Genomic DNA, 18,144 nt, shown 5'->3' with positions numbered 1-18,144 from the left:
ACACGATGCGCTTTCCCCTCCTTCGCGCCACGCTGGCCGCCCTCACCTGCCTGCTCGTGCTGCCGCTCGGCGGCTGTTCGTCGCCGGCGATGCGCGACGCCAACCCGGCCGCCGCACTGCTGCCGGCGGACTGGTTCCGCAAACCGGAAACCGTTCAGCCTGCTGCGGTCGACACCGCCTGGTGGCGAAATTTCGCCAATCCCGAACTCGACGCGCTGATCGACCAGGCCGAACGGCAATCGCACGATCTGGCCGCCGCCGTTGCCAACGTGCGCCAGGCCCGGGCGCTGGCCGGCGCCGCCGGCGCCGCGCGCTGGCCGGCGCTCGACCTGCTGGTCACCGGCAAACGCGGCGACGCCACCGGTACCAGCCGCAACGACTACGCCGCCACGCTGACCGCCGCTTACGAGCTGGATGTCTGGGGGCGCGTCCGCGCCACGCACGAGTCGGCGCTGGCCACGGCCCTGGCCTCGACCTACGACGCCCAGGCGATCAGGCTCGGCATCCAGGCCAGCGTTGCCAACGCCTGGCTGGAAAGCGTCGCGCTGCGCCAGCGCCTGAGCATCGGCGAACAGGACCGGCGCGACGCCCGGCAAACGCTGACGCTGATCGAGGCCCGCCAGGCGGCCGGGGCGGCAAGCGAACTCGATCTGGCCCGCCAACGCGGCGTCGTCGCCGAACGCGAGAAAAGCCTGGCCGTACTGCAGCGCCAGCTCGCCGACAACCGTGTGTTGCTCGCCCGCCTGCTCGGCGAAGCCGGCAGCCGCGACATCGCCACCGCCAGCCTCGACGAGGTCGGCCTGCCGGCCATCGACAGCGGGCTGCCCAGCGAACTGCTGCGCCGCCGCCCCGACCTGGCACGCGCCGAAGCGCAGTTGCAGGCGGCCGACGCCGACCTGGCCGCGGCGCGCGCCGCGTTGCTGCCGACGATCAACCTGAGCGCCGCCCTGAGCGGTGGCAACGGCGAACTGCTCAAGGTCATGGAAAACCCGGCCTACAGCCTGTTGACCGCAATCGCCGCGCCGATCTTCAACGCCGGCCGCCTGTCGGCGCTGCGCGACGGCGCCCGGGCCAGGCAGGAGAGCCTGCTCGCCGCCTACCGCTCGGCCATCGTCGCCGCCTTTGCCGACAGCCAGGGCGCGCTCGACGCCATCGCCGGCAACGAAGCCCAGCAACGGGCCCAGCAAGCCATCCTGCGCGAAGCCGAACGCGCCTGGCGGCTGGCCGACGTACGCTACCGCGCCGGGGCGGCCGGCATGCTCGATCTGCTCGACGCCCAGCGCACGCTGCACGCGGCACGCAGCGACGCCGTCCAGTTGCAGCTGCTCCGCCTGCAGGCCCGGGTCTCGCTGTACCGGGCGCTGGGTGGCGGCTGGCAGAAAGTCGGCGGATAGCCCGACAACCGTGGAGAGCATCATGCAAAACCTGTCCAGCCCGGCTTTCCGGAAAACCGGCATCGACGGCGCCGGCAACGATCCGGCGCTCGACGCGCTGCGCCGGAGCGGCCTGCGCATCACCGCCGCCCGCGTCGACGTGTTCAACGCATTGCAGCGCCAGGGCGGCTTCGTCCGCCCCGAGACGCTGTTCCGGATCTGGCTGGAAACGCGCCGCCAGACCAATATCTCGACCATCTACCGGGCGTTGACCGATCTTTCCAAGGCCGGCGTGATCCTCAAAGCGCGCGATGCCGAGGGGCGCAACATCTATGCGACGCCGACCGGCGGCGGCGACGACAGCATCCACCTCTATCTGCCCGAACTGCCACCGATTCCGCTGCACCACCCGGCGCTACGCCGGGAAATCGAGGAGGCGGCACGCGCCGTCGGCATCGAACTGCACGGCCGGCAACTGGGTATCACCGTCGGCAGCCCCGACCCCAAGGCCCCCTGAACGCGCCTTGCCGCGACGCGGCAAACGGCAGCCGCCGCGGCGACGGTTAGAATAGCGACGATGCGCCGCCTGCCATCCCGCCATTCCTTCGCTCTCGCACTGCTGCTGTCCGCCCTATTGCACCTAGCCGTCCTGCTGTTTCCGCGCCACGAAAAGGACGGCGAACAAGCCGCGGCGCAACCGCTGCAGGCCCGTCTGCGGCAACCGCCGGCGGCCAGGCCGGAAACGCCGCCGCCCGTGGCCGCCACACCGCCGGCCAAACGTGCCGCCCCCCGCGAAGGGCGCCGCGTGCTGACCGCCGAAAAATCGTCGCGAACGACCAGCGGCCAGCGCTGGAGCGCCGCCGAAAAAGCGGACATGGACAATTTCCTCGAGGAACTCGAACGCGCACCGAAGCCGACACTGGCCCAACGTTCGTTGGCCATGGCCCGCGACCAGGGGCGGCAGCTGGCGGCCCGCGACGACGCCGACGATGCGCTGCTGGAAATGCGCCCGAACGCGCCGCCGATCCATCCGTTCAGCCTGGAAAGCTACCTCGACGGCATGTTGCGCCGCCTGAACCGCAGCGCCGGCTACGTCGCGCGCGACCAGCGCAATCCCGGCGTCCGCCCGGCTGCCGTCCAGTTCAGGATCAATCCCGACGGCTCGCTGAAAAGCTTCGTGGTGCTCGATGCCGGCGACCAGGCATCGGAGATCGCCTTCATCAAGTCCGTCATCGAACGTTCCATCCCGTTCTCGCCCTTTCCCCCGGACATCGACAAGGCCGCCCGCTCGCTCGGCGTGACGATCTGCATCCGCCCCGGCAGCAGCGAAGGCGGCGGCAGCGGTTTCTCGCGGATGCGCGGCAACCGCTGCCAGGGATGAGGCTGCGGTTCATCCGGATGGACGCGCGTTGAATTCCGGGCGACGATATCTGTCCTAAACGGCGCCGGCCGCCTGCCAAAGAGACCGGCTTTTTCAGTGCGACAATCAGGAGATGAACATGGAACACATTCGCTTACTCGGCATCGCCGGCAGCCTGCGCCAGGCATCCACCAACCGCGGCCTGCTGCGCGCCGCGCAGAAAAACCTGCCGGACGGCGCGACGCTGGAGATCGCCGACCTGACCGACATTCCGTTCTACAACCAGGACATCGCCGCCAAGCCGGCTGCGGTCGACCGCGTGCTGGCGCAGATCGGCGCCGCCGACGCGCTGGTTTTCGCCTGCACCGAATACAACTATTCGCTCGCCCCGGCGCTGAAGAACATCCTCGACTGGGCCTCGCGCGAACCGGACAACGCGCTGCTCGCCGGCAAACCCGCCGCCCTGATGGGCGCCGCCGGCGGCATGGGCAGCTCGCGGGCGCAATACCACCTGCGCCAGGTCTGCGTCTTTCTCGATCTGCAGCCGTTGAACAAGCCCGAAGTCTTCGCCAATGCCTTTGCCGGCGGCTTCGACGCCAACGGCGATCTGACCGACGACAAGATCGCCGCGCTGATCCGCCAGCAGATGGCGGCACTGGTCGCCCGCGTCGGTCGCTGAGCCCATGGAACTTGCCCAGATCGGCGAGCAACTGCGGCAGGACGCCGTCAGCGTCGTCTTCCTGAACGTCCTGCTGCAACAAATCGGCCTGCCGGTACCGGCAGTGCCGACGCTGCTGCTGGCCGGTAGCCTGGCGCTCGGCAACCATGCGCTGGCCGGCATCCTGGCCGCCGCGGTACTGGCGTCGGTCGCTGCCGACTGGCTGTGGTACTGGGCGGGAAAACGCTTCGGCTATCGCGTGCTGTCCGGTCTGTGCAAGCTATCGATCAACCCCGCCTCCTGCGTCAGCCAGACCGAAGCCCGCTTCGTCCGCTGGGGACTGCCGTCGCTGGTCGTCGCCAAGTTCATCCCGGGATTCTCGACCGTGGCGCCGCCGATTGCCGGCACGCTGCGCATGAACCCCGTCGGCTTCCTTGCCGCATCGGCGGTCGGCGCGGCGCTGTGGGCCGGGCTGGCGATCCTTGCCGGACGGCTGATGCGCGACGAGGTCCAGGCCGTCATGGATATCCTCGAACGCAATGCCGCGGCCGCCCTGCTCGTCCTGATAACCGGCATCGTCGTCTGGCTGGGCTGGAAATTCCGGCAGAAAGCGCGCTTTCGCCTGAACTGCGCGATGACCCACATTTCCCCCGAACAGTTGCGCGCTGCGCTCGACGGGCCGGAACCGCCGCTGCTGCTGGACCTGCGCGGCCCGGCGATGATCGCCGAAAACGGTCCGCTGGCCGGCGCCCGGGTCGCCGAGCACGATTTTCTGGAAGCTGCCGTCGATGGCTGGCCGAAGAACGCACCGATCGTCACGCTATGCGCCTGCCCGGAAGACGCCAGCGCGATCCAGGCGGCCAGGCATCTGCTCGGCGCCGGCTTTCTGTCGGTCAAGCCGCTGAAGGGCGGCTACGAAGCCTGGATGGCGCTCAACCGGCCGGCCGGGATCGACCACGCCGGCACGGCAACCGGCTAGTTCAGATCCTCTTCCCGGGGCAGGGGCAGATGCAGGACATCGATCCCCTCCTCCTTCAGGGCCTCGCGCTCCTCGGGCGTGGCATTGCCGCGGATCGAGCGTTCCGGGGCTTCCTGGTAATGAATCCGCCGCGCTTCGGCCGCAAAATCGTCGCCGACGTCCTCGCTGCCGCTGACGATGCTCTGCACAAACTGGCGATACAGTGCCATGACCTGCGTGCCGGACGGAATCATCGCCGCGCTCGAGTGCGCCGCAGCGCCAACCGGCGCCGCTTCCACCCGCTCACCGGCCGCCGGGCTACCGATCGCGATCGCCGAAGGAATGCGCCGGACGGCCGGCGTATCGCACTGCGGGCAATGTACCTGACCGGATTCGCACTGCCGGGAAAAATCGTCGGCGCTGTGGAACCAGCCTTCGAACCGATGTTCGTTATCGCAAATCAGGTCGTAGATGATCATTCGGGAGTCGGTGGTGGTGCCCGGAACCGGAATCGAACCGGTACGCTCGATGAGCGAGAGATTTTAAGTCTCTTGTGTCTACCAATTTCACCATCCGGGCAAGCCGCGACATTTTAGCGTCCGGCGGATGCGAAAAAGGGAAAGCACGGAGGCTTTCCCTTTTCATTTGGAGCGGCAGAAGAGTCTCGAACTCTCGACCTCAACCTTGGCAAGGTTGCGCTCTACCAACTGAGCTACTGCCGCATTGTTCTCTGGAGGCGCGGGCCGGAGTCGAACCGACCTACACGGATTTGCAATCCGGTGCATAACCGCTTTGCTACCGCGCCCCGCCTACAAGCTTTACTTCAAGTAGAAAAGCCTGGGGCTTTTCCGGAAATTCTGGAGCGGCAGAAGAGTCTCGAACTCTCGACCTCAACCTTGGCAAGGTTGCGCTCTACCAACTGAGCTACTGCCGCGCTGAACAACAGAAGCGCGCATTATAGACAGCCCACGAGAATTGTCAACACGATTTCTTACTTTTCTCCTGTTCATCGGCTTTTCGGCGCTTCGAGCCGATTTTCCGGCCGGGCGTTTTGACCGGCGGCACGATAGCGCCTATGCTCTCCCGGTCTTCAGGGCGGGGTGGAATTCCCCACCGGCGGTAGGCTGCTGCGCAAGCGGTGGCGAGCCCGCGAGCGCCGCGTTTGCCGAAAGGGAAATGCGGGTCAGCAGATTCGGTCGAATGCCGAAGCCGACGGTCACAGTCCGGATGAAAGAAGGCAGCATTCCCCGTGCACGCCAGCCGGCGCGCACGGGTTTTCTGCATCCCTGAAACGCCCTTTTTTCTTGAACAACCCAGGAGCGTTTCATGCAAACCGACATTTCCCTCAACACCCGCCAGCAACTGCAACGGGCGATCGCCGCGATCCGCGCCGGCCGGCCGGTCATCGTGCTCGACGACGAAAACCGCGAGGACGAGGCCGACCTGATCATGGCCGCGGAACTGGTCAGCGCAAGCTGGATGGCCCGTTTCATCCGCGATTGCAGCGGCATCGTCTGCCTCTGTCTGGACAACCGGATCGCCGACCGTCTCGAACTGCCGTTGATGGTCAGCGACAACGGCAGCCGTCACGGGACGCCGTTCACCGTTTCGATCGAGGCACGGCATGGCGTGACCACCGGCGTCTCGGCCGCCGACCGGACGGTTACCGTGCTGACGGCCTGCGCCGAAAATGCCCGCGCCGAGGATCTGGTACGCCCCGGCCACATCTTCCCGCTGCGCGCCCACGACCGGCGCGTGCATGGCCGGCGCGGCCACACCGAAGGCGCGGTGATGCTGGCCGAGCTGGCCGGACTGCGCCCGGCGGCGATTCTCTGCGAGTTGATGAACGACGACGGCACGATGATGCGCGGTGCCCAGCTGCGCGATTACGCGGCGCGCAACGATCTGGTCGTTACCTCGATCGCCGCGCTCGCCGACTATCCGGACTGACGCCTCGCGGAAACGAAAAGGCCGGCAATCCGCCGGCCTTTTTTCCTCCGCTGCTGCGGTCGACCGCAGCAGTCGGCAAAAAACCGTTCAGTCCCCGCTGTGCCGGGCGATTTCCGGCCAGGCCATGCGCAGGTAGTAGCCCATCGACCACAGGGTCAGCAGCGCAGCAATCCAGATCAGCCAGTTGCCGAGCTGCAGCGTGTCGAAGCCGAGCAGCGGTGCCTGGTAGAGCAGCAGCGGAATCGCCATCATCTGCGCGGTGGTCTTGATCTTGCCCAGCATCGATACGGCAACGCTCTTCGACGCGCCGATCTTGGCCATCCATTCGCGCAGCGCCGATATGGTGATTTCACGGCCGATGATGATCACTGCGACGATGGCGTCGGTACGGTCGAGCTGGACCAGGATCAGCAAGGCCGCAGCGACCATCAGCTTGTCGGCGACCGGATCGAGGAAGGCACCGAAGGCCGAGGTCTGGTTCAGCTTGCGCGCCAGATAGCCGTCCGCCCAGTCGGTGAAGGCTGCCGCCATGAAGATGCCGGTTGCCAGCAGATCGCGTTCGTGCGCGCCAAGCCAGCCGGCCGGCAGGTAGTAGACGGCGACCAGCAGCGGGATGGCGACGATGCGCATCCAGGTCAGCAGAATGGGGACGTTCAGTGGCATAGACCGTCAGTGTAAGGCGGAATGGATCTTTTCGGCCATCTCGCGGCCAATGCCGGGGATTTCGGCCAGTTGGTCGACCGTCGCCTCGCGCACGCCGGCCAGGCCGCCGAAACGGGCGATCAGCGCCTTGCGCCGGGCCGGGCCGACGCCGGGCAGGCTCTCCAGCGTCGAGGTTTTGCGGCTTTTCGCGCGTTGACCGCGATGGCCGGTGATCGCGAAGCGGTGCGCTTCGTCGCGCACTTCCTGGATCAGGTGCAGCGCCGGGTGATCGGACGGCAGGTTGAGCGGTTCGCGACCGTCGGCTTCGGGGAAGATCAGGCTTTCCAGGCCGGGCTTGCGCTCCTCGCCCTTGGCGACGCCGATCATGTTGAGGTGGCTCAGCCCGAGGTCGGCGAGCGCCGCCCAGGCCGAGGCGACCTGCCCCTTGCCGCCGTCGATCAGGATCAGGTCGGGCGCCCTGCCCTCGCCGCTGGCGATGCCGTCATAGCGCCGCGTCACCGCCTGGCGCATCGCCGCGTAATCGTCGCCGGGCGTGATGTCGCGGATGTTGAAGCGGCGGTAGTCGCGCTTGCTCATCTGGTTGCCGTCGTAGACCACGCACGAGGCAACGGCGCTTTCGCCCATCGTATGGCTGATGTCGAAGCATTCGATACGGGCAAGCGGCTCGGCCAATTGCAGCGCTTCCTGCAGCGCGGCCAGCCGCATCTCCTGCTGGGCGCTGGCCTGATTGCGCGCCAGGATGGCCAGGCGGGCATTCTGCAAGGCCATCTCGACCCAGGCCTTCTGCGTCAGGTTGCGTGCTTCCTGGATCGGCACCGGCCGGGCGGCCTGTTCGGCCAGCGTTGCGGCGGCTTCCTCGGCGTCTTCGTTTTCCGGCAGCGGCGAGACCAGCAGCCGGGCCGGCGCCGGATGCACTTCGTAATGCTGGCGCAGGAAGGCGACCAGCGCATCGGCGGCGGTCGAATCCCCGGCATTGCTCGGGAACAGCGGCCGGTCGCCGAGATGGCGGCCGCCGCGCACCATCGCCAGGTTGACGCACAACTGGCCGGCTTCACGCACGGCGACGACGATGTCGGCATCCTCGCCCTTGCTGCTCGAGACGAACTGTTTTTCCTGGACCTGGTGCAGCGACTGGATCTGGTCGCGGTAGATCGCCGCCTGTTCAAAGGCGAGGTTGAGCGCGGCCTTTTCCATCGATGCACTGAGGCGCTTGATCACTTCCTGCTGCTTGCCGGACAGGAACATCGTCGCGTACTGCACGTCGGCGGCGTAGTCGGCCGGCGAGATGTAGCCGACGCACGGCCCGCTGCAGCGCTTGATCTGGTACAGCAGGCAGGGCCGCGAGCGGTTGGCGAAGACGGTGTCCTCGCAGGTGCGCAGGCGGAACATCTTCTGCAGCAGCTGGATGCTATCGCGCACCGCCCACGACGACGGGAACGGCCCGTAATAATCGGCCTTGCGGTCCGGATTGCCGCGGTAAAAGCCGAGCCGCGGATACTCGCCGCGCGTCATGACGATGTACGGGTAGGACTTGTCGTCGCGGAACAGGATGTTGTAGCGCGGCGCCAGCGACTTGATCAGGTTGTTTTCCAGCAACAGCGCTTCCGCCTCGGTACGCGTCGCGGTCGTCTCGACGTGGTCGATCTGGCTGACCATGTGGGCGATGCGCGGGCTGGACAGATTGTCGCGGAAATACGACGACACCCGCTTCTTCAGGTTCTTGGCCTTGCCGACGTAAAGCACGGCACCGTCGGCGCCGATCATGCGGTAGACGCCGGGCAGTTCGGTCAGCGAAGCGAGAAAGGATTTTGCGTCGAAAGCCACGGTCGACCGGAGAAATGGGCGAAAAACGGGGAAGAAGGCACGGGCCGCGATGTTAACATGCCGGCCATGCAGCTTCACTGGGACATCTTCTGCCGCGTCGTCGACAACTACGGCGACATCGGCGTCTGCTGGCGGCTCGCCCGGCAACTGGCGGCCGAACACGGCAAACGCGTGCGGCTGTGGGTGGACGAGTTGACCGCCCTCGCCCCGCTGTGTCCCGACTGCGATCCGGCGCGCGACGAACAATTCCTGGCCGGCATCGAACTGCGCCGCTGGCCGGCCGCCGATGCTGCGGTCAACTGGGCGGCCGCGGCAAAAACCGCCGACGTCGTCATCGAAGCCTTTGCCTGCGAACTGCCCGGCGCCTACCTGCAAGGCCTGGCCCGGCGCGAGCGGCGGCCGGTCTGGCTCAATCTCGAATACCTGAGCGCCGAAGCCTGGGTGGACGGCTGCCACGGCATGGCCTCGCCGCATCCGACGCTGCCGCTGACCAAGCATTTCGTTTTTCCCGGTTTCACGCCGTCGACCGCAGGACTGCTGCGCGAAGCCGATGCCTGCCCCGCCCTGCCCGCACTTTCCCCGCAGACGCTGGAAATCAGCCTGTTCTGCTACGACAACGCGCCGGTCGGCGGGCTGTTCGCAGCGCTGGCCGACCTGGCGCAACCGGTGCGCTGCCTGGTGCCGCCGGGCAAGCCGCTGGCCGCCACGCAAGCCGCGCTCGGCGCCGGCAGCGCGTGGCAGCTCGGCCGGCTGCAGGTCGAAGCCATTCCCTTCCTGAGCCAGACCGCCTACGACGCGCTGCTGCGCCGTTGCGCGCTCAATTTCGTGCGCGGCGAGGACTCCTTCGTCCGCGCCCAATGGGCCGGCCGGCCGTTCGTCTGGCAGATCTACCGGCAGGACGACGATGCCCATCTCGTCAAACTCGACGCTTTTCTCGCCCGTTACCTGAACGGCCTGCCGCCGGCCACGGCGGCGACGCTGCGCGCGCTCTTCTTCGCCTGGAACGGCGTCGGCGATCCGGCCCCGGCCATTGCCGCAATGCTGCGCCGCCTGCCGGAATTTGCCATTCATGCGGTCGACTGGCGAAATTCGCTGAAAAAACAGCGCGATCTGGCGTCCAGCCTCATTCAATTCTGCGCCGACAAGGTATAATCGCGGGCTTTTCTCCCACCCGATTTTGGATACCCTCTCATGAAGACCGCTCAGGAACTCCGCTCCGGCAACGTGATCATGGTCGGCGGCGAGCCGCTCGTCGTGCAGAAGACCGAATACAACAAGTCCGGCCGCAACGCCGCCGTCGTCAAGATGAAGCTGAAGAACCTGCTGTCCGGCAACCCGTCGGAAGCGGTCTACAAGGCCGACGACAAGTTCGAGATCGTCGTCCTCGACAAGAAGGAAGTGACCTTCTCCTACTTCGGCGATCCGATGTACGTCTTCATGGACGCCGAATACAACCAGTACGAAGTCGAAGCCGACAACATGGTCGACGCGCTCAAGTACCTCGACGACGGCATGCCTTGCGAAGTGGTGTTCTACGACGGCCGCGCGATCTCCGTCGAACTGCCGACCGCACTGGTCCGCGAAGTCGAATACACCGAACCGGCCGTCAAGGGCGACACCTCGGGCAAGGTCCTGAAGCCCGCCCGCATCAAGCCGACCGGCTTCGAACTGCAAGTGCCGGCCTTCGTCGAAATCGGCGACAAGATCGAAATCGATACGCGCACCGACGAATACCGCAGCCGTACCAAGTAATCCCGGCTCAGGCCGCAGCATGACGGGCAGCCTTGGCTGCCCGTTTTTCATTCCCCCGACGGAATTCCGCCGATGCGCATCGATCCCCGCTACGCCAACCTGCTGTTCAGTTTTCTGCTCTCCGGCATCATGAGCTGCATCGTCTCCGGTGTCGTGCTGGTCACCCACACCGAACTGAGCTGGGCCTTTCCGCTGCAATGGGCCAGCGGCTTCATGACCACCTGGCCGATCGCCTTTCCGTCGGTGCTGTTCCTGGCGCCGCGCGTGCGTCGCGTGGTCAACCGCCTGACCCGCGAATGAGCGCGGTCGACACGGAAATTTCACGATTTTCTGTCAGAATCCCGAACTGACTCACCACCGAATCCCGGAACATTTCATGACCTACACCGTATTTGTCGATGGCCAGGAAGGCACCACCGGCCTGCAGATCAACGAACTGCTGGCCAGGCGCAGCGACATCGAAATCATCAGGATCGACGCCGACAAGCGCAAGGACCTGGCCGAACGCAAGCGCCTGATCAACGCCGCCGACGTCACCTTCCTGTGCCTGCCGGACGACGCCGCCAAGGAATCGGTCAGCCTGGTCGACAATCCGAAAACCTGCGTCATCGATGCGTCGACCGCACACCGTGTCGATCCCGCCTGGACCTTCGGCCTGCCGGAACTGGCCAGGGATCAGCGCGACAAAATCCGGGCCTCCAAGCGCATCGCCAACCCCGGCTGCCATGCCACCGCCTTCATCCTGGCGCTGCGCCCGCTGGTCGCCGCCGGCCTGATCCCGGCCGACACGCAGATTGCGGCGAATTCGATCACCGGGTACTCCGGCGGCGGCAAGAAAATGATCGCCGACTACGAAGCCGCCGCAGCCGGCACCGCGCTGAAGGCGCCGCGCCCCTACGCGCTGGCGCTGGCCCACAAGCACCTGCCGGAAATGCAGGCCTACACCGGGTTGACCGTGGCACCGATCTTCCAGCCCATCGTCGGTCCTTTTTACAAGGGCCTGGCGGTCAGCGCCGCGCTGCCGCCGGCACAGTTCGCCCGTCGCGCAACGCCGGCCGACGTGCAGCGGATCATCGCCGACTACTACGCCGGCGAAGCCTTCATCAACGTGCTGCCGGTCGATCTGGCGGCGACGACGGACGGCGGCTTCTACGACGTCGAAGCCAACAACGACACCAACCGCGTGGATATCGCCGTCTTCGGCAACGCCGAGCGCATGCTGCTGATCGCCCGCCTGGACAACCTCGGCAAGGGCGCCTCCGGCGCCGCCGTACAGGCGATGAACGTGCATCTGGGCGTCGAGGAAAGCCTGGGCCTGGTCTGAAACACCGCCAGCCCGAAGCATCAAAACCCGCCAACCGGCGGGTTTTTTTATGGCGTTGCCAGTCCGGCCAGGGTCTGCAACGATTCCCGGTAGCGGTGGGGATCGGGATAGCGCACAGCCTCGGCCGGCAACAGCCTGGCAAGCCGCGCGGCACGACGGGGATCGCTTTCCGGCTGCCAGCCGTCCAGCACCTGGGCGACGGCATCCGGCGCGTTGCAGACGAGCAGCATGTCGCAGCCGGCGGCCCAGGCGGTCTGCACGCGCGCCAGCATGTCGCCGACGACACCGGCACCGGCCATCGACAAATCGTCGGTAAAAACCACCCCGTTAAACTTCAACTTATTTCTCAAATAAGTTATCCATTTATTTGAAAATACGGCAGTATTGCAATCGAAGCACTCGTAGATGACATGCGCCGCCATCACTGCATCGAGGGCCAGTTCGCGGTAGGGGCGCAGGTCGTCGGCCATCGCCGCCAGCGGCCGATCGTCGACCGGCAGTTCGACGTGCGAGTCGGGAATGACGTAGCCGTGACCGGGGAAGTGCTTGCCGCAGGTGCCCATGCCGCCGGCTTTCAGGCCCACGCCAAGCGCGCTGGCGAGCGCAACGACGACCGCCGGGTCGCGGTGGAAGGCGCGGTCGCCGATCACCCGCGACGGCCCGTAGTCGAGGTCGAGCACCGGCGTGAAGGAATAATCAACGCCGCAGGCGCGCAGTTCGGCGGCAAGCACGAAACCGGCGGCGCGGGCGGCTGCCAGCGCGGCCGCTGGATCGCTGTCGTGCAACTGACCGAGGGCGCGCATCGGCGGCAGCCGGGTGAAGCCGTCGCGGAAACGCTGCACCCTGCCCCCTTCGTGATCGACGGCAATCAGCAGGCGCGGCTCGCGCAGCGCGTGGATTTCGTCGCACAGCGCGGTGAGTTGGGCGCGGTCGCGGTAGTTGCGGGTGAACAGGATGATGCCGCCGACCAGCGGGTGGCACAGGCGTTCACGGTCGAGGTCGGTGAGTTCGGTGCCGGCGATGTCGATCATCAGCGGACCGGGCAGTTTGACGCTCATGCTTGCTCCAGCAAAACGTAGGCGACGGCGTATTCGGCTTCGTCGCTGATCGAAAGATGTGCGGTCAACCGCCGGTTTTCGACGATTTCCGCCAGTTGACCGTGAAAGTTGAAGAGCGGCTTGCCCAGTTCGTCGTGGCCGATGGCAATCGCCGGCAGCAGCACCGGCGGTCGCACCCCCGTGCCGAAGGCCTTGGCGAAGGCCTCCTTGGCAGCGAAGCGCTTGGCCAGGAAGCGACCCTTGTCGGCGGCACGCGCGAAATCGTCCAGTTCGTCCGGCGCCAGCAGCTTCTCCAGCGCCTTGTCGCCGTGCCGTTCCCACATGCCGCGCAGCCGCGCGACGGCGACGATGTCGGTGCCGATGCCGACGATCATTCGGCTTCCGGACGCTCGGCAGCGGCGACCATCAGTGCCTTCATCTCGCGCACCGCCTCGCGCAGACCGACAAAGACGGCGCGGCTGACGATGGCGTGACCGATATGCAGTTCGCGGATGCCGGCCAGCCGGGCGACCGGCTGGACGTTGTAGTAGTTGAGCGCGTGGCCGGCGTTGAAGCGCATGCCGAGCTGGCGGATGGCGCGGCCGGCGGCGCGGATCTTGGCCAGTTCGGCCAGCACCGCCGGCGCCTCGGCATCGCGGCCTTTTTCGTAGAAGGCGTGGGCGTAGGGGCCGGTGTGGATCTCGCAGACGCTGGCGCCGATCCGCGCCGCCGCCTCGATCTGCGGGATTTCGGCGTCGATGAAGACGCTGGTGGTGATGCCGGCGTCGCGCAGACGGGCGATCACGTCCTTGAGGCGAGCTTCCTGGCCGACGATGTCGAGACCGCCCTCGGTGGTCACCTCGTGGCGCCCTTCCGGCACCAGCATGGCCATTTCCGGCCGGGTCGCACAGGCGATGCCGACCATCTCGTCGGTTGCCGCCATTTCAAGGTTGAGCTTGATCTGCGTCGTTTCCTTGAGCCGGCGGACATCAGAATCCTGAATGTGTCGGCGGTCTTCACGCAGATGCACGGTGATGCCGTCAGCGCCACCGAGATGCGCCTCGACGGCGCCCCAGACGGGATCGGGTTCGTAGGTGCGCCGGGCCTGGCGGACGGTGGCGATGTGGTCGATATTGACGCCGAGTTCGATCATAACTTATTTAACCCTTTAGAGATGTTGCGTCTTGTGGAATCCATGCATAGACCCCGTGTTAAGGCGATACGCAACATTTGACCTGTTGTTTTATATGCGCCAATTCTTCCATGCCTTGCATCGAAGAACGCAATTAGATTGTGCTTTTTGAGACGCGGTTTTTTTCAAAGCTCTATTGATTGGAAGTCGCTTCGGCCGGTTCTGTTGGGGAAATATAAGCCGGCGTCGTATCCACAAAGACGTGTATCAATCGAATGATGTGACCTGCTGCCCCCTGCGCCAGTTCGCCTGAGTGCATTGATAACGCGTCGGGATGTGCGTCGAAATCCCCCAACTTTGCTGCTTCACCATAGGTAGATCGGATACGAGCGTCAATGCCAGCAACAAAAGCTGCGCTCGGCAATTTCAATACGTATCCGAGCATCACTCCCCAGTGATGGCCACTCGCGTACTGCCCCGTGACGAATCGATTTACCCCTTGTGTCACGTAACGCTGATTTAACCCGGACTCACCATGTCCCACGCGTTTGCATTCAACGCCCAAATATGCCTCCTCATCCCCGAACTGATGCAAGAAGCGAAGAATGATGTCGATTCGACCAAGAACTTCGGGATCGTCATTGCTCAGATCCAGCAGTTCGAACTCGCCCATGATCTCAATATTGGACAGACCGAGTTCCTTCTTCAGCCGCCGCATCGCCTTTTTCACATGGATCGTGATTGGGACTTCCAGCATCCCCGGCTGTAGCAACGGCCGGGCAGCGGCGGCGCCACGGCACAGAAGATCGACCACCGTGGCGATTTGATCTTCGGACAAATCGAAGGAAGGTCGCCCTAGGGGCAGGTCAGGCGACAGATGCATGAAGCCCCTGGATCCAATGGTCAGCTAGGACGGTATCCCCATCGTTAAGACCTGCCGTGCGTGTCCAATAGCGCCCCTCGGATGGCTTCAGAATGAAAAGAGCGCTCTCATCGTAAATTCGGATCTGCCGCCGCTCATTGAGGTATGGAGGAACGTTCGCGTTGACCTGTCCATGAAAGAGAGCGGCAAGACGCGCAATCTCCTCCTCATTTCCTTGATGCACACACGGCGTATCCGACGGCGCACCAGCCAACATAGTGAACCTAACCGCATCTACACCAGGCGTTCCATCGATGGCATTGCCGGCGGAGATACGCCGCGGATAGATGACTGCCTCCAGATGCCGCCTGCCGCGTGCACGTAGATAAGCATTGACCGTCCGAACTACTTCACTGGCGTACACCGCCAGGTCATCCAAGGAAGGCCGTGCAACAAGCATCATTCGCTGCGCCCTGCTTTCAAACAACAGTGCGCGGGCGCGCTGAACTCCGTCATTCACGACAACGACCTCATCTCGCTCCAAACCGTAGAGCTCGCATACGGCGTGATCCAGAGCTGCGATCAGCTCCAAATCGCCAGGCGACTCCGTAGCGGCAGCTTCAGCAGAGAGCACAGCCTCCAACAGGTCAGTATCGACTTTGCTTAAATCCGGCACACGCAGCGCAAGTAGATCACTCGGCTCAACGGTAGGGCGCTCAAGGCCCCAAGTGCTTCCACCGAAGGCCAGTTGGAAGGCGGTCACACCTGAATTCAGAATGGCTGACAGCACTCTCGCTGCGGAGAGTTCATTACCAACGAACGAGATGCCATAGAAATTCTTGTTGTAGAGCACGCTTTCAACACTTACCGATGCGCTGTATCTCCCAGGTTCAACTGCCGCAGCGAAATTACCCTTCGGACAGAGTAGCAATGGGCCTTCGAAAATTGCTGGATTACGTGTCCGGTGCAGCGACTGATGTTCGAAACGCTCCAGCGAGTTGGAATGAATTTGAAATGGTCGATAGCAAGCTGGAGTCACAACCCCAAGCGAGTAATAGTTGTCAGGAGGATAGTTGATGTCGCCACCCTCCACCTGAAAGCCCTGCCCTCTTGCATTAAGGCTGGCGCCTGCCAGCACCTGTTCGAATGTGGGGAATGTCCGCTCCAACTTCTCGATCAGCCAAGCATCTCGCGCAGTGCCGAATGCTGTCGCCTTGAGTATTGCCGGTGTGCGCAGTACACGCGCCAGCGGCACACTCTTCAATTCACCAGGACCGACATGAAAAACCCCATTGCGCTTGAAGTCAGGCGTCCACGGAATTGAGCCGGCTAATAGGCGATCATCACGATCTACCAATGCGCAACGACCGAAGAACAACAGTGCTGGTCCGGTTGCATCCGGGAACAACCCCTCCTTACGCAGCGCCGAGAGATTTACGAGTGCGACAGGGTGGAGTGTGCGCAGAAGAGCCTCGCGCGACTGGGTCGCTTGGTCATCCTTCGAGAAGAACGGAGATGCCTTCATGATCATGCCGATCCGTCCGGCATCACCTGCCAGGCGCGATGCCACCCACAAGAATTCCTGATCTGGGCTACGCCGTGGCCTACTGGATCGATTATCGTTGGTCTTGCGCTTGCGCGAGGCGGTTGCCTTCTTCACGAAGGTCCACGGAGGATTGCCCACGACCGCATCGAATGGCTGTTGCGTAACTAAAGATGGGAGATCGTCATGAACAGTATCTGCCTCAAAGAGCGTGACACCGATCAAGCGATCGAACTTCAGATCCTGAATGTCCTGAACTGGCTCCTCGTCAAGTTCCAGCGCAGCGAGGTATAGACTAAAAGCAGCTATACCTAGAGCAGACCTGTTGATGTCGATCCCGTAGAGCTGCTCGTAGAGAACTTCTCGCACCACGGAACGGCTGGCAGCCCTGCCTTGGGTCCGCTTCCAGACCAATCTCCGGAAAGCCTCAACCAAAAAAGCGCCCGACCCGCATGTCGGATCGATCACACGCGCATTTGCAGGAAGTGCCTCAAATACCGGATCAAGGGTTAGGTGGACAAGCTCAACGGGCGTGTAATGCAACCCCTGCGTGTGTGCATCATCTGCAGCACTAGATCGCGCAAACTGCTGATAAATCGAACTGACAAGGTCAACTGGAATAGCGTCGAAACGAAAGCGGAAAAGCCTGCCTTGGCCCGACAGAAGGCTACGCCCTTCAACAAAGTCGCGCAGCAGTTCCAGATGTGCATCGCCCAAGCGCTGGTGTTCAGCTCCCGGGTCATCCATAGGGAAAAGATCACCGTTGAAGGTACTACGCAACCACCGAAACAAAGTGAACGCAGAATCGACGGTTGCGAACAGGCTTGCTACGTCAGCAGGAAGCTCTTGCGGCAAAAACGGCTGCGCAATACCGCGATCCACCAGATAGGACGTGAAGATGCAACGGCCAATCAATCGCTGAGCGAAGTCACGAGAAGCCTGTGTCTCATCTTTGTCATCGGGTTGTGGCTGACCATTGGCAGGGGCAAGAACAGTCAACCGATTTTCAAGCGCACTGATCTCATCGAGCAATTGACGATCCACCCGATTCCGACGATCAATCCGTTGCCCGATAGCACTGGACCAGAACGCCCCTGTTTCGGTGGCGCAACGCCCACACATGGCATCAAGGGATTGCAATCTATCTTCTGCCTGCAAGGAAAACACTTCCAGCGGTTCAGTCGCAATCTGCTGGGGACTTTGCTTTGCAGGCGAGGCATAACAGTCGTACAGGCGCACATCCGTAGGTGTAATGATCCACAACAACGGTGCCACGCCAACATTCCAAGCGGCTTCATGCCATCTGGCGATCTGATGCTCGGAAGGAGCCTCGTCGCCGGCATCCTTGAAAATCGCCGTCGGTACACTCTGCGCGGAAAAAACCGCATCCGCCTGCAAGCCCACGCGGCTGTCCGAAAGAATGGCGCGAAGGCGTGATCCTACGTCTGCTCCTGCGCGCGCTAGTCCTGGCGCCGACTTGCCATCAGGAAAAAGATAGCCGGTTGCTGTCAGTGCCTTTGTGAATGCCGGGCTACCCATATCTTCGGCGTTCATTTGAATTGTTATCCGACACATCTGCCATTACCCCAAGGGCAGGGAAAAGCCGGAGTTGGCTGGGAGCTAATGCGTTGGGAAGAGAAAAGCTCTCCGATAGCAACTGCAAATGCGGCTCAAGCCGCAACACGATGCAATCATCAATGGAGATACT

At 63.8% G+C, this 18,144-nt stretch carries 18 protein-coding genes, 4 tRNA genes and 1 riboswitch; of the genes, 10 read left to right on the top strand and 12 right to left on the bottom strand.

From position 1 onward, the window contains the following. The first annotated feature begins 5 nt into the window (after positions 1-5). The 5 genes from L0962_RS12900 to L0962_RS12880 all read left to right on the top strand — a co-directional run bounded on the left by L0962_RS12900 (position 6) and on the right by L0962_RS12880 (position 4,370). Complete coding sequence (locus L0962_RS12900) at positions 6-1,394, top strand: efflux transporter outer membrane subunit (RefSeq protein WP_234086847.1); 1,389 nt, start codon at positions 6-8, stop codon at positions 1,392-1,394. Positions 1,395-1,416: 22 nt separating this feature from the next. Next, positions 1,417-1,890: a transcriptional repressor gene (locus tag L0962_RS12895; RefSeq protein ID WP_234086846.1), complete on the top strand. Its 474-nt coding sequence runs from the start codon at positions 1,417-1,419 to the stop codon at positions 1,888-1,890. 60 nt (positions 1,891-1,950) lie between these two features. Beyond that, entirely contained in the window at positions 1,951-2,754 is an 804-nt protein-coding gene (locus L0962_RS12890) for a hypothetical protein (RefSeq protein ID WP_234086845.1), read from the top strand. 118 nt (positions 2,755-2,872) lie between these two features. Then, the gene (locus tag L0962_RS12885) at positions 2,873-3,412 is read left to right on the top strand and encodes an NADPH-dependent FMN reductase (protein WP_234086844.1); all 540 of its coding nucleotides are present in this window, start codon (positions 2,873-2,875) and stop codon (positions 3,410-3,412) included. Between the two features lie 4 nt (positions 3,413-3,416). After that, positions 3,417-4,370 carry a VTT domain-containing protein gene (locus tag L0962_RS12880; protein ID WP_234086843.1) on the top strand — a complete coding sequence of 318 codons (954 nt, stop codon included), beginning with the start codon at positions 3,417-3,419 and terminating at the stop codon, positions 4,368-4,370. Here L0962_RS12880 and L0962_RS12875 read toward each other — a convergent pair. From L0962_RS12875 to L0962_RS12855, 5 genes are all read right to left on the bottom strand, one after another. Beyond that, complete coding sequence (locus L0962_RS12875) at positions 4,367-4,828, bottom strand: DUF1178 family protein (RefSeq protein ID WP_234086842.1); 462 nt, start codon at positions 4,826-4,828, stop codon at positions 4,367-4,369. The genes L0962_RS12880 and L0962_RS12875 overlap by 4 nt on opposite strands. A 14-nt stretch (positions 4,829-4,842) precedes the next feature. Further along, positions 4,843-4,928, bottom strand: a tRNA-Leu gene (locus L0962_RS12870). 67 nt (positions 4,929-4,995) lie between these two features. Beyond that, a tRNA-Gly gene (locus tag L0962_RS12865) sits at positions 4,996-5,071 on the bottom strand. Between the two features lie 9 nt (positions 5,072-5,080). Further along, positions 5,081-5,154 (bottom strand) — tRNA-Cys (locus L0962_RS12860). 53 nt (positions 5,155-5,207) lie between these two features. Continuing rightward, a tRNA-Gly gene (locus tag L0962_RS12855) sits at positions 5,208-5,283 on the bottom strand. 148 nt (positions 5,284-5,431) lie between these two features. Continuing rightward, a riboswitch (FMN riboswitch) is annotated at positions 5,432-5,592 on the top strand. Between the two features lie 83 nt (positions 5,593-5,675). On the opposite strand from L0962_RS12855, the gene ribB reads away from it, so the two are divergent. Then, positions 5,676-6,299 (top strand): 3,4-dihydroxy-2-butanone-4-phosphate synthase, encoded by a 624-nt coding sequence (gene ribB / locus L0962_RS12850; protein WP_234086841.1) that lies wholly within the window; start codon positions 5,676-5,678, stop codon positions 6,297-6,299. An 87-nt stretch (positions 6,300-6,386) separates the two neighbouring features. Here the strand turns inward: ribB and pgsA are convergent, their stop codons facing one another. Both pgsA and uvrC read right to left on the bottom strand, forming a co-directional pair. Then, positions 6,387-6,962: a CDP-diacylglycerol--glycerol-3-phosphate 3-phosphatidyltransferase gene (gene pgsA, locus L0962_RS12845; protein ID WP_234086840.1), complete on the bottom strand. Its 576-nt coding sequence runs from the start codon at positions 6,960-6,962 to the stop codon at positions 6,387-6,389. 6 nt (positions 6,963-6,968) lie between these two features. Continuing rightward, complete coding sequence (gene uvrC, locus L0962_RS12840) at positions 6,969-8,786, bottom strand: excinuclease ABC subunit UvrC (protein ID WP_234086839.1); 1,818 nt, start codon at positions 8,784-8,786, stop codon at positions 6,969-6,971. Positions 8,787-8,843: 57 nt separating this feature from the next. Between uvrC and earP the strand changes: the two genes are divergently transcribed. The 4 genes from earP (at position 8,844) to argC (ending at position 11,862) form a co-directional block, all read left to right on the top strand. After that, complete coding sequence (gene earP, locus L0962_RS12835; protein ID WP_234086838.1) at positions 8,844-9,938, top strand: elongation factor P maturation arginine rhamnosyltransferase EarP; 1,095 nt, start codon at positions 8,844-8,846, stop codon at positions 9,936-9,938. 39 nt (positions 9,939-9,977) lie between these two features. Next, the gene (gene efp / locus L0962_RS12830) at positions 9,978-10,538 is read left to right on the top strand and encodes an elongation factor P (protein ID WP_234086837.1); all 561 of its coding nucleotides are present in this window, start codon (positions 9,978-9,980) and stop codon (positions 10,536-10,538) included. Between the two features lie 72 nt (positions 10,539-10,610). Beyond that, the gene (locus L0962_RS12825; RefSeq protein WP_234086836.1) at positions 10,611-10,838 is read left to right on the top strand and encodes a DUF2798 domain-containing protein; all 228 of its coding nucleotides are present in this window, start codon (positions 10,611-10,613) and stop codon (positions 10,836-10,838) included. A gap of 76 nt (positions 10,839-10,914) precedes the next feature. Then, entirely contained in the window at positions 10,915-11,862 is a 948-nt protein-coding gene (gene argC, locus L0962_RS12820; protein ID WP_234086835.1) for an N-acetyl-gamma-glutamyl-phosphate reductase, read from the top strand. Positions 11,863-11,909: 47 nt separating this feature from the next. Here the strand turns inward: argC and nagZ are convergent, their stop codons facing one another. From nagZ to L0962_RS12795, 5 genes are all read right to left on the bottom strand, one after another. Further along, positions 11,910-12,920 (bottom strand): beta-N-acetylhexosaminidase, encoded by a 1,011-nt coding sequence (nagZ, locus tag L0962_RS12815; RefSeq protein WP_234086834.1) that lies wholly within the window; start codon positions 12,918-12,920, stop codon positions 11,910-11,912. Next, on the bottom strand, positions 12,917-13,294 hold the full coding sequence (gene acpS, locus L0962_RS12810) for a holo-ACP synthase (protein WP_234086833.1): 378 nt from the start codon (positions 13,292-13,294) through the stop codon (positions 12,917-12,919). The genes nagZ and acpS overlap by 4 nt, the downstream gene beginning before the upstream one ends. Then, positions 13,291-14,052 (bottom strand): pyridoxine 5'-phosphate synthase, encoded by a 762-nt coding sequence (locus tag L0962_RS12805; RefSeq protein WP_234086832.1) that lies wholly within the window; start codon positions 14,050-14,052, stop codon positions 13,291-13,293. Before L0962_RS12805 ends, acpS begins: the two co-directional genes overlap by 4 nt. A gap of 172 nt (positions 14,053-14,224) precedes the next feature. Further along, positions 14,225-14,914 (bottom strand): hypothetical protein, encoded by a 690-nt coding sequence (locus L0962_RS12800; RefSeq protein WP_234086831.1) that lies wholly within the window; start codon positions 14,912-14,914, stop codon positions 14,225-14,227. Next, on the bottom strand, positions 14,898-17,990 hold the full coding sequence (locus L0962_RS12795; RefSeq protein ID WP_234086830.1) for a class I SAM-dependent DNA methyltransferase: 3,093 nt from the start codon (positions 17,988-17,990) through the stop codon (positions 14,898-14,900). The genes L0962_RS12800 and L0962_RS12795 overlap by 17 nt, the downstream gene beginning before the upstream one ends. Positions 17,991-18,144 lie beyond the last annotated feature (154 nt).

The sequence above is a fragment of the Azonexus sp. R2A61 genome, assembly GCF_021401135.1.
GTDB lineage: Bacteria > Pseudomonadota > Gammaproteobacteria > Burkholderiales > Rhodocyclaceae > Azonexus.
The sequence above is the reverse complement of the archived record's forward strand: the minus strand, read 5'-3'. Positions and strand labels throughout refer to the sequence as shown.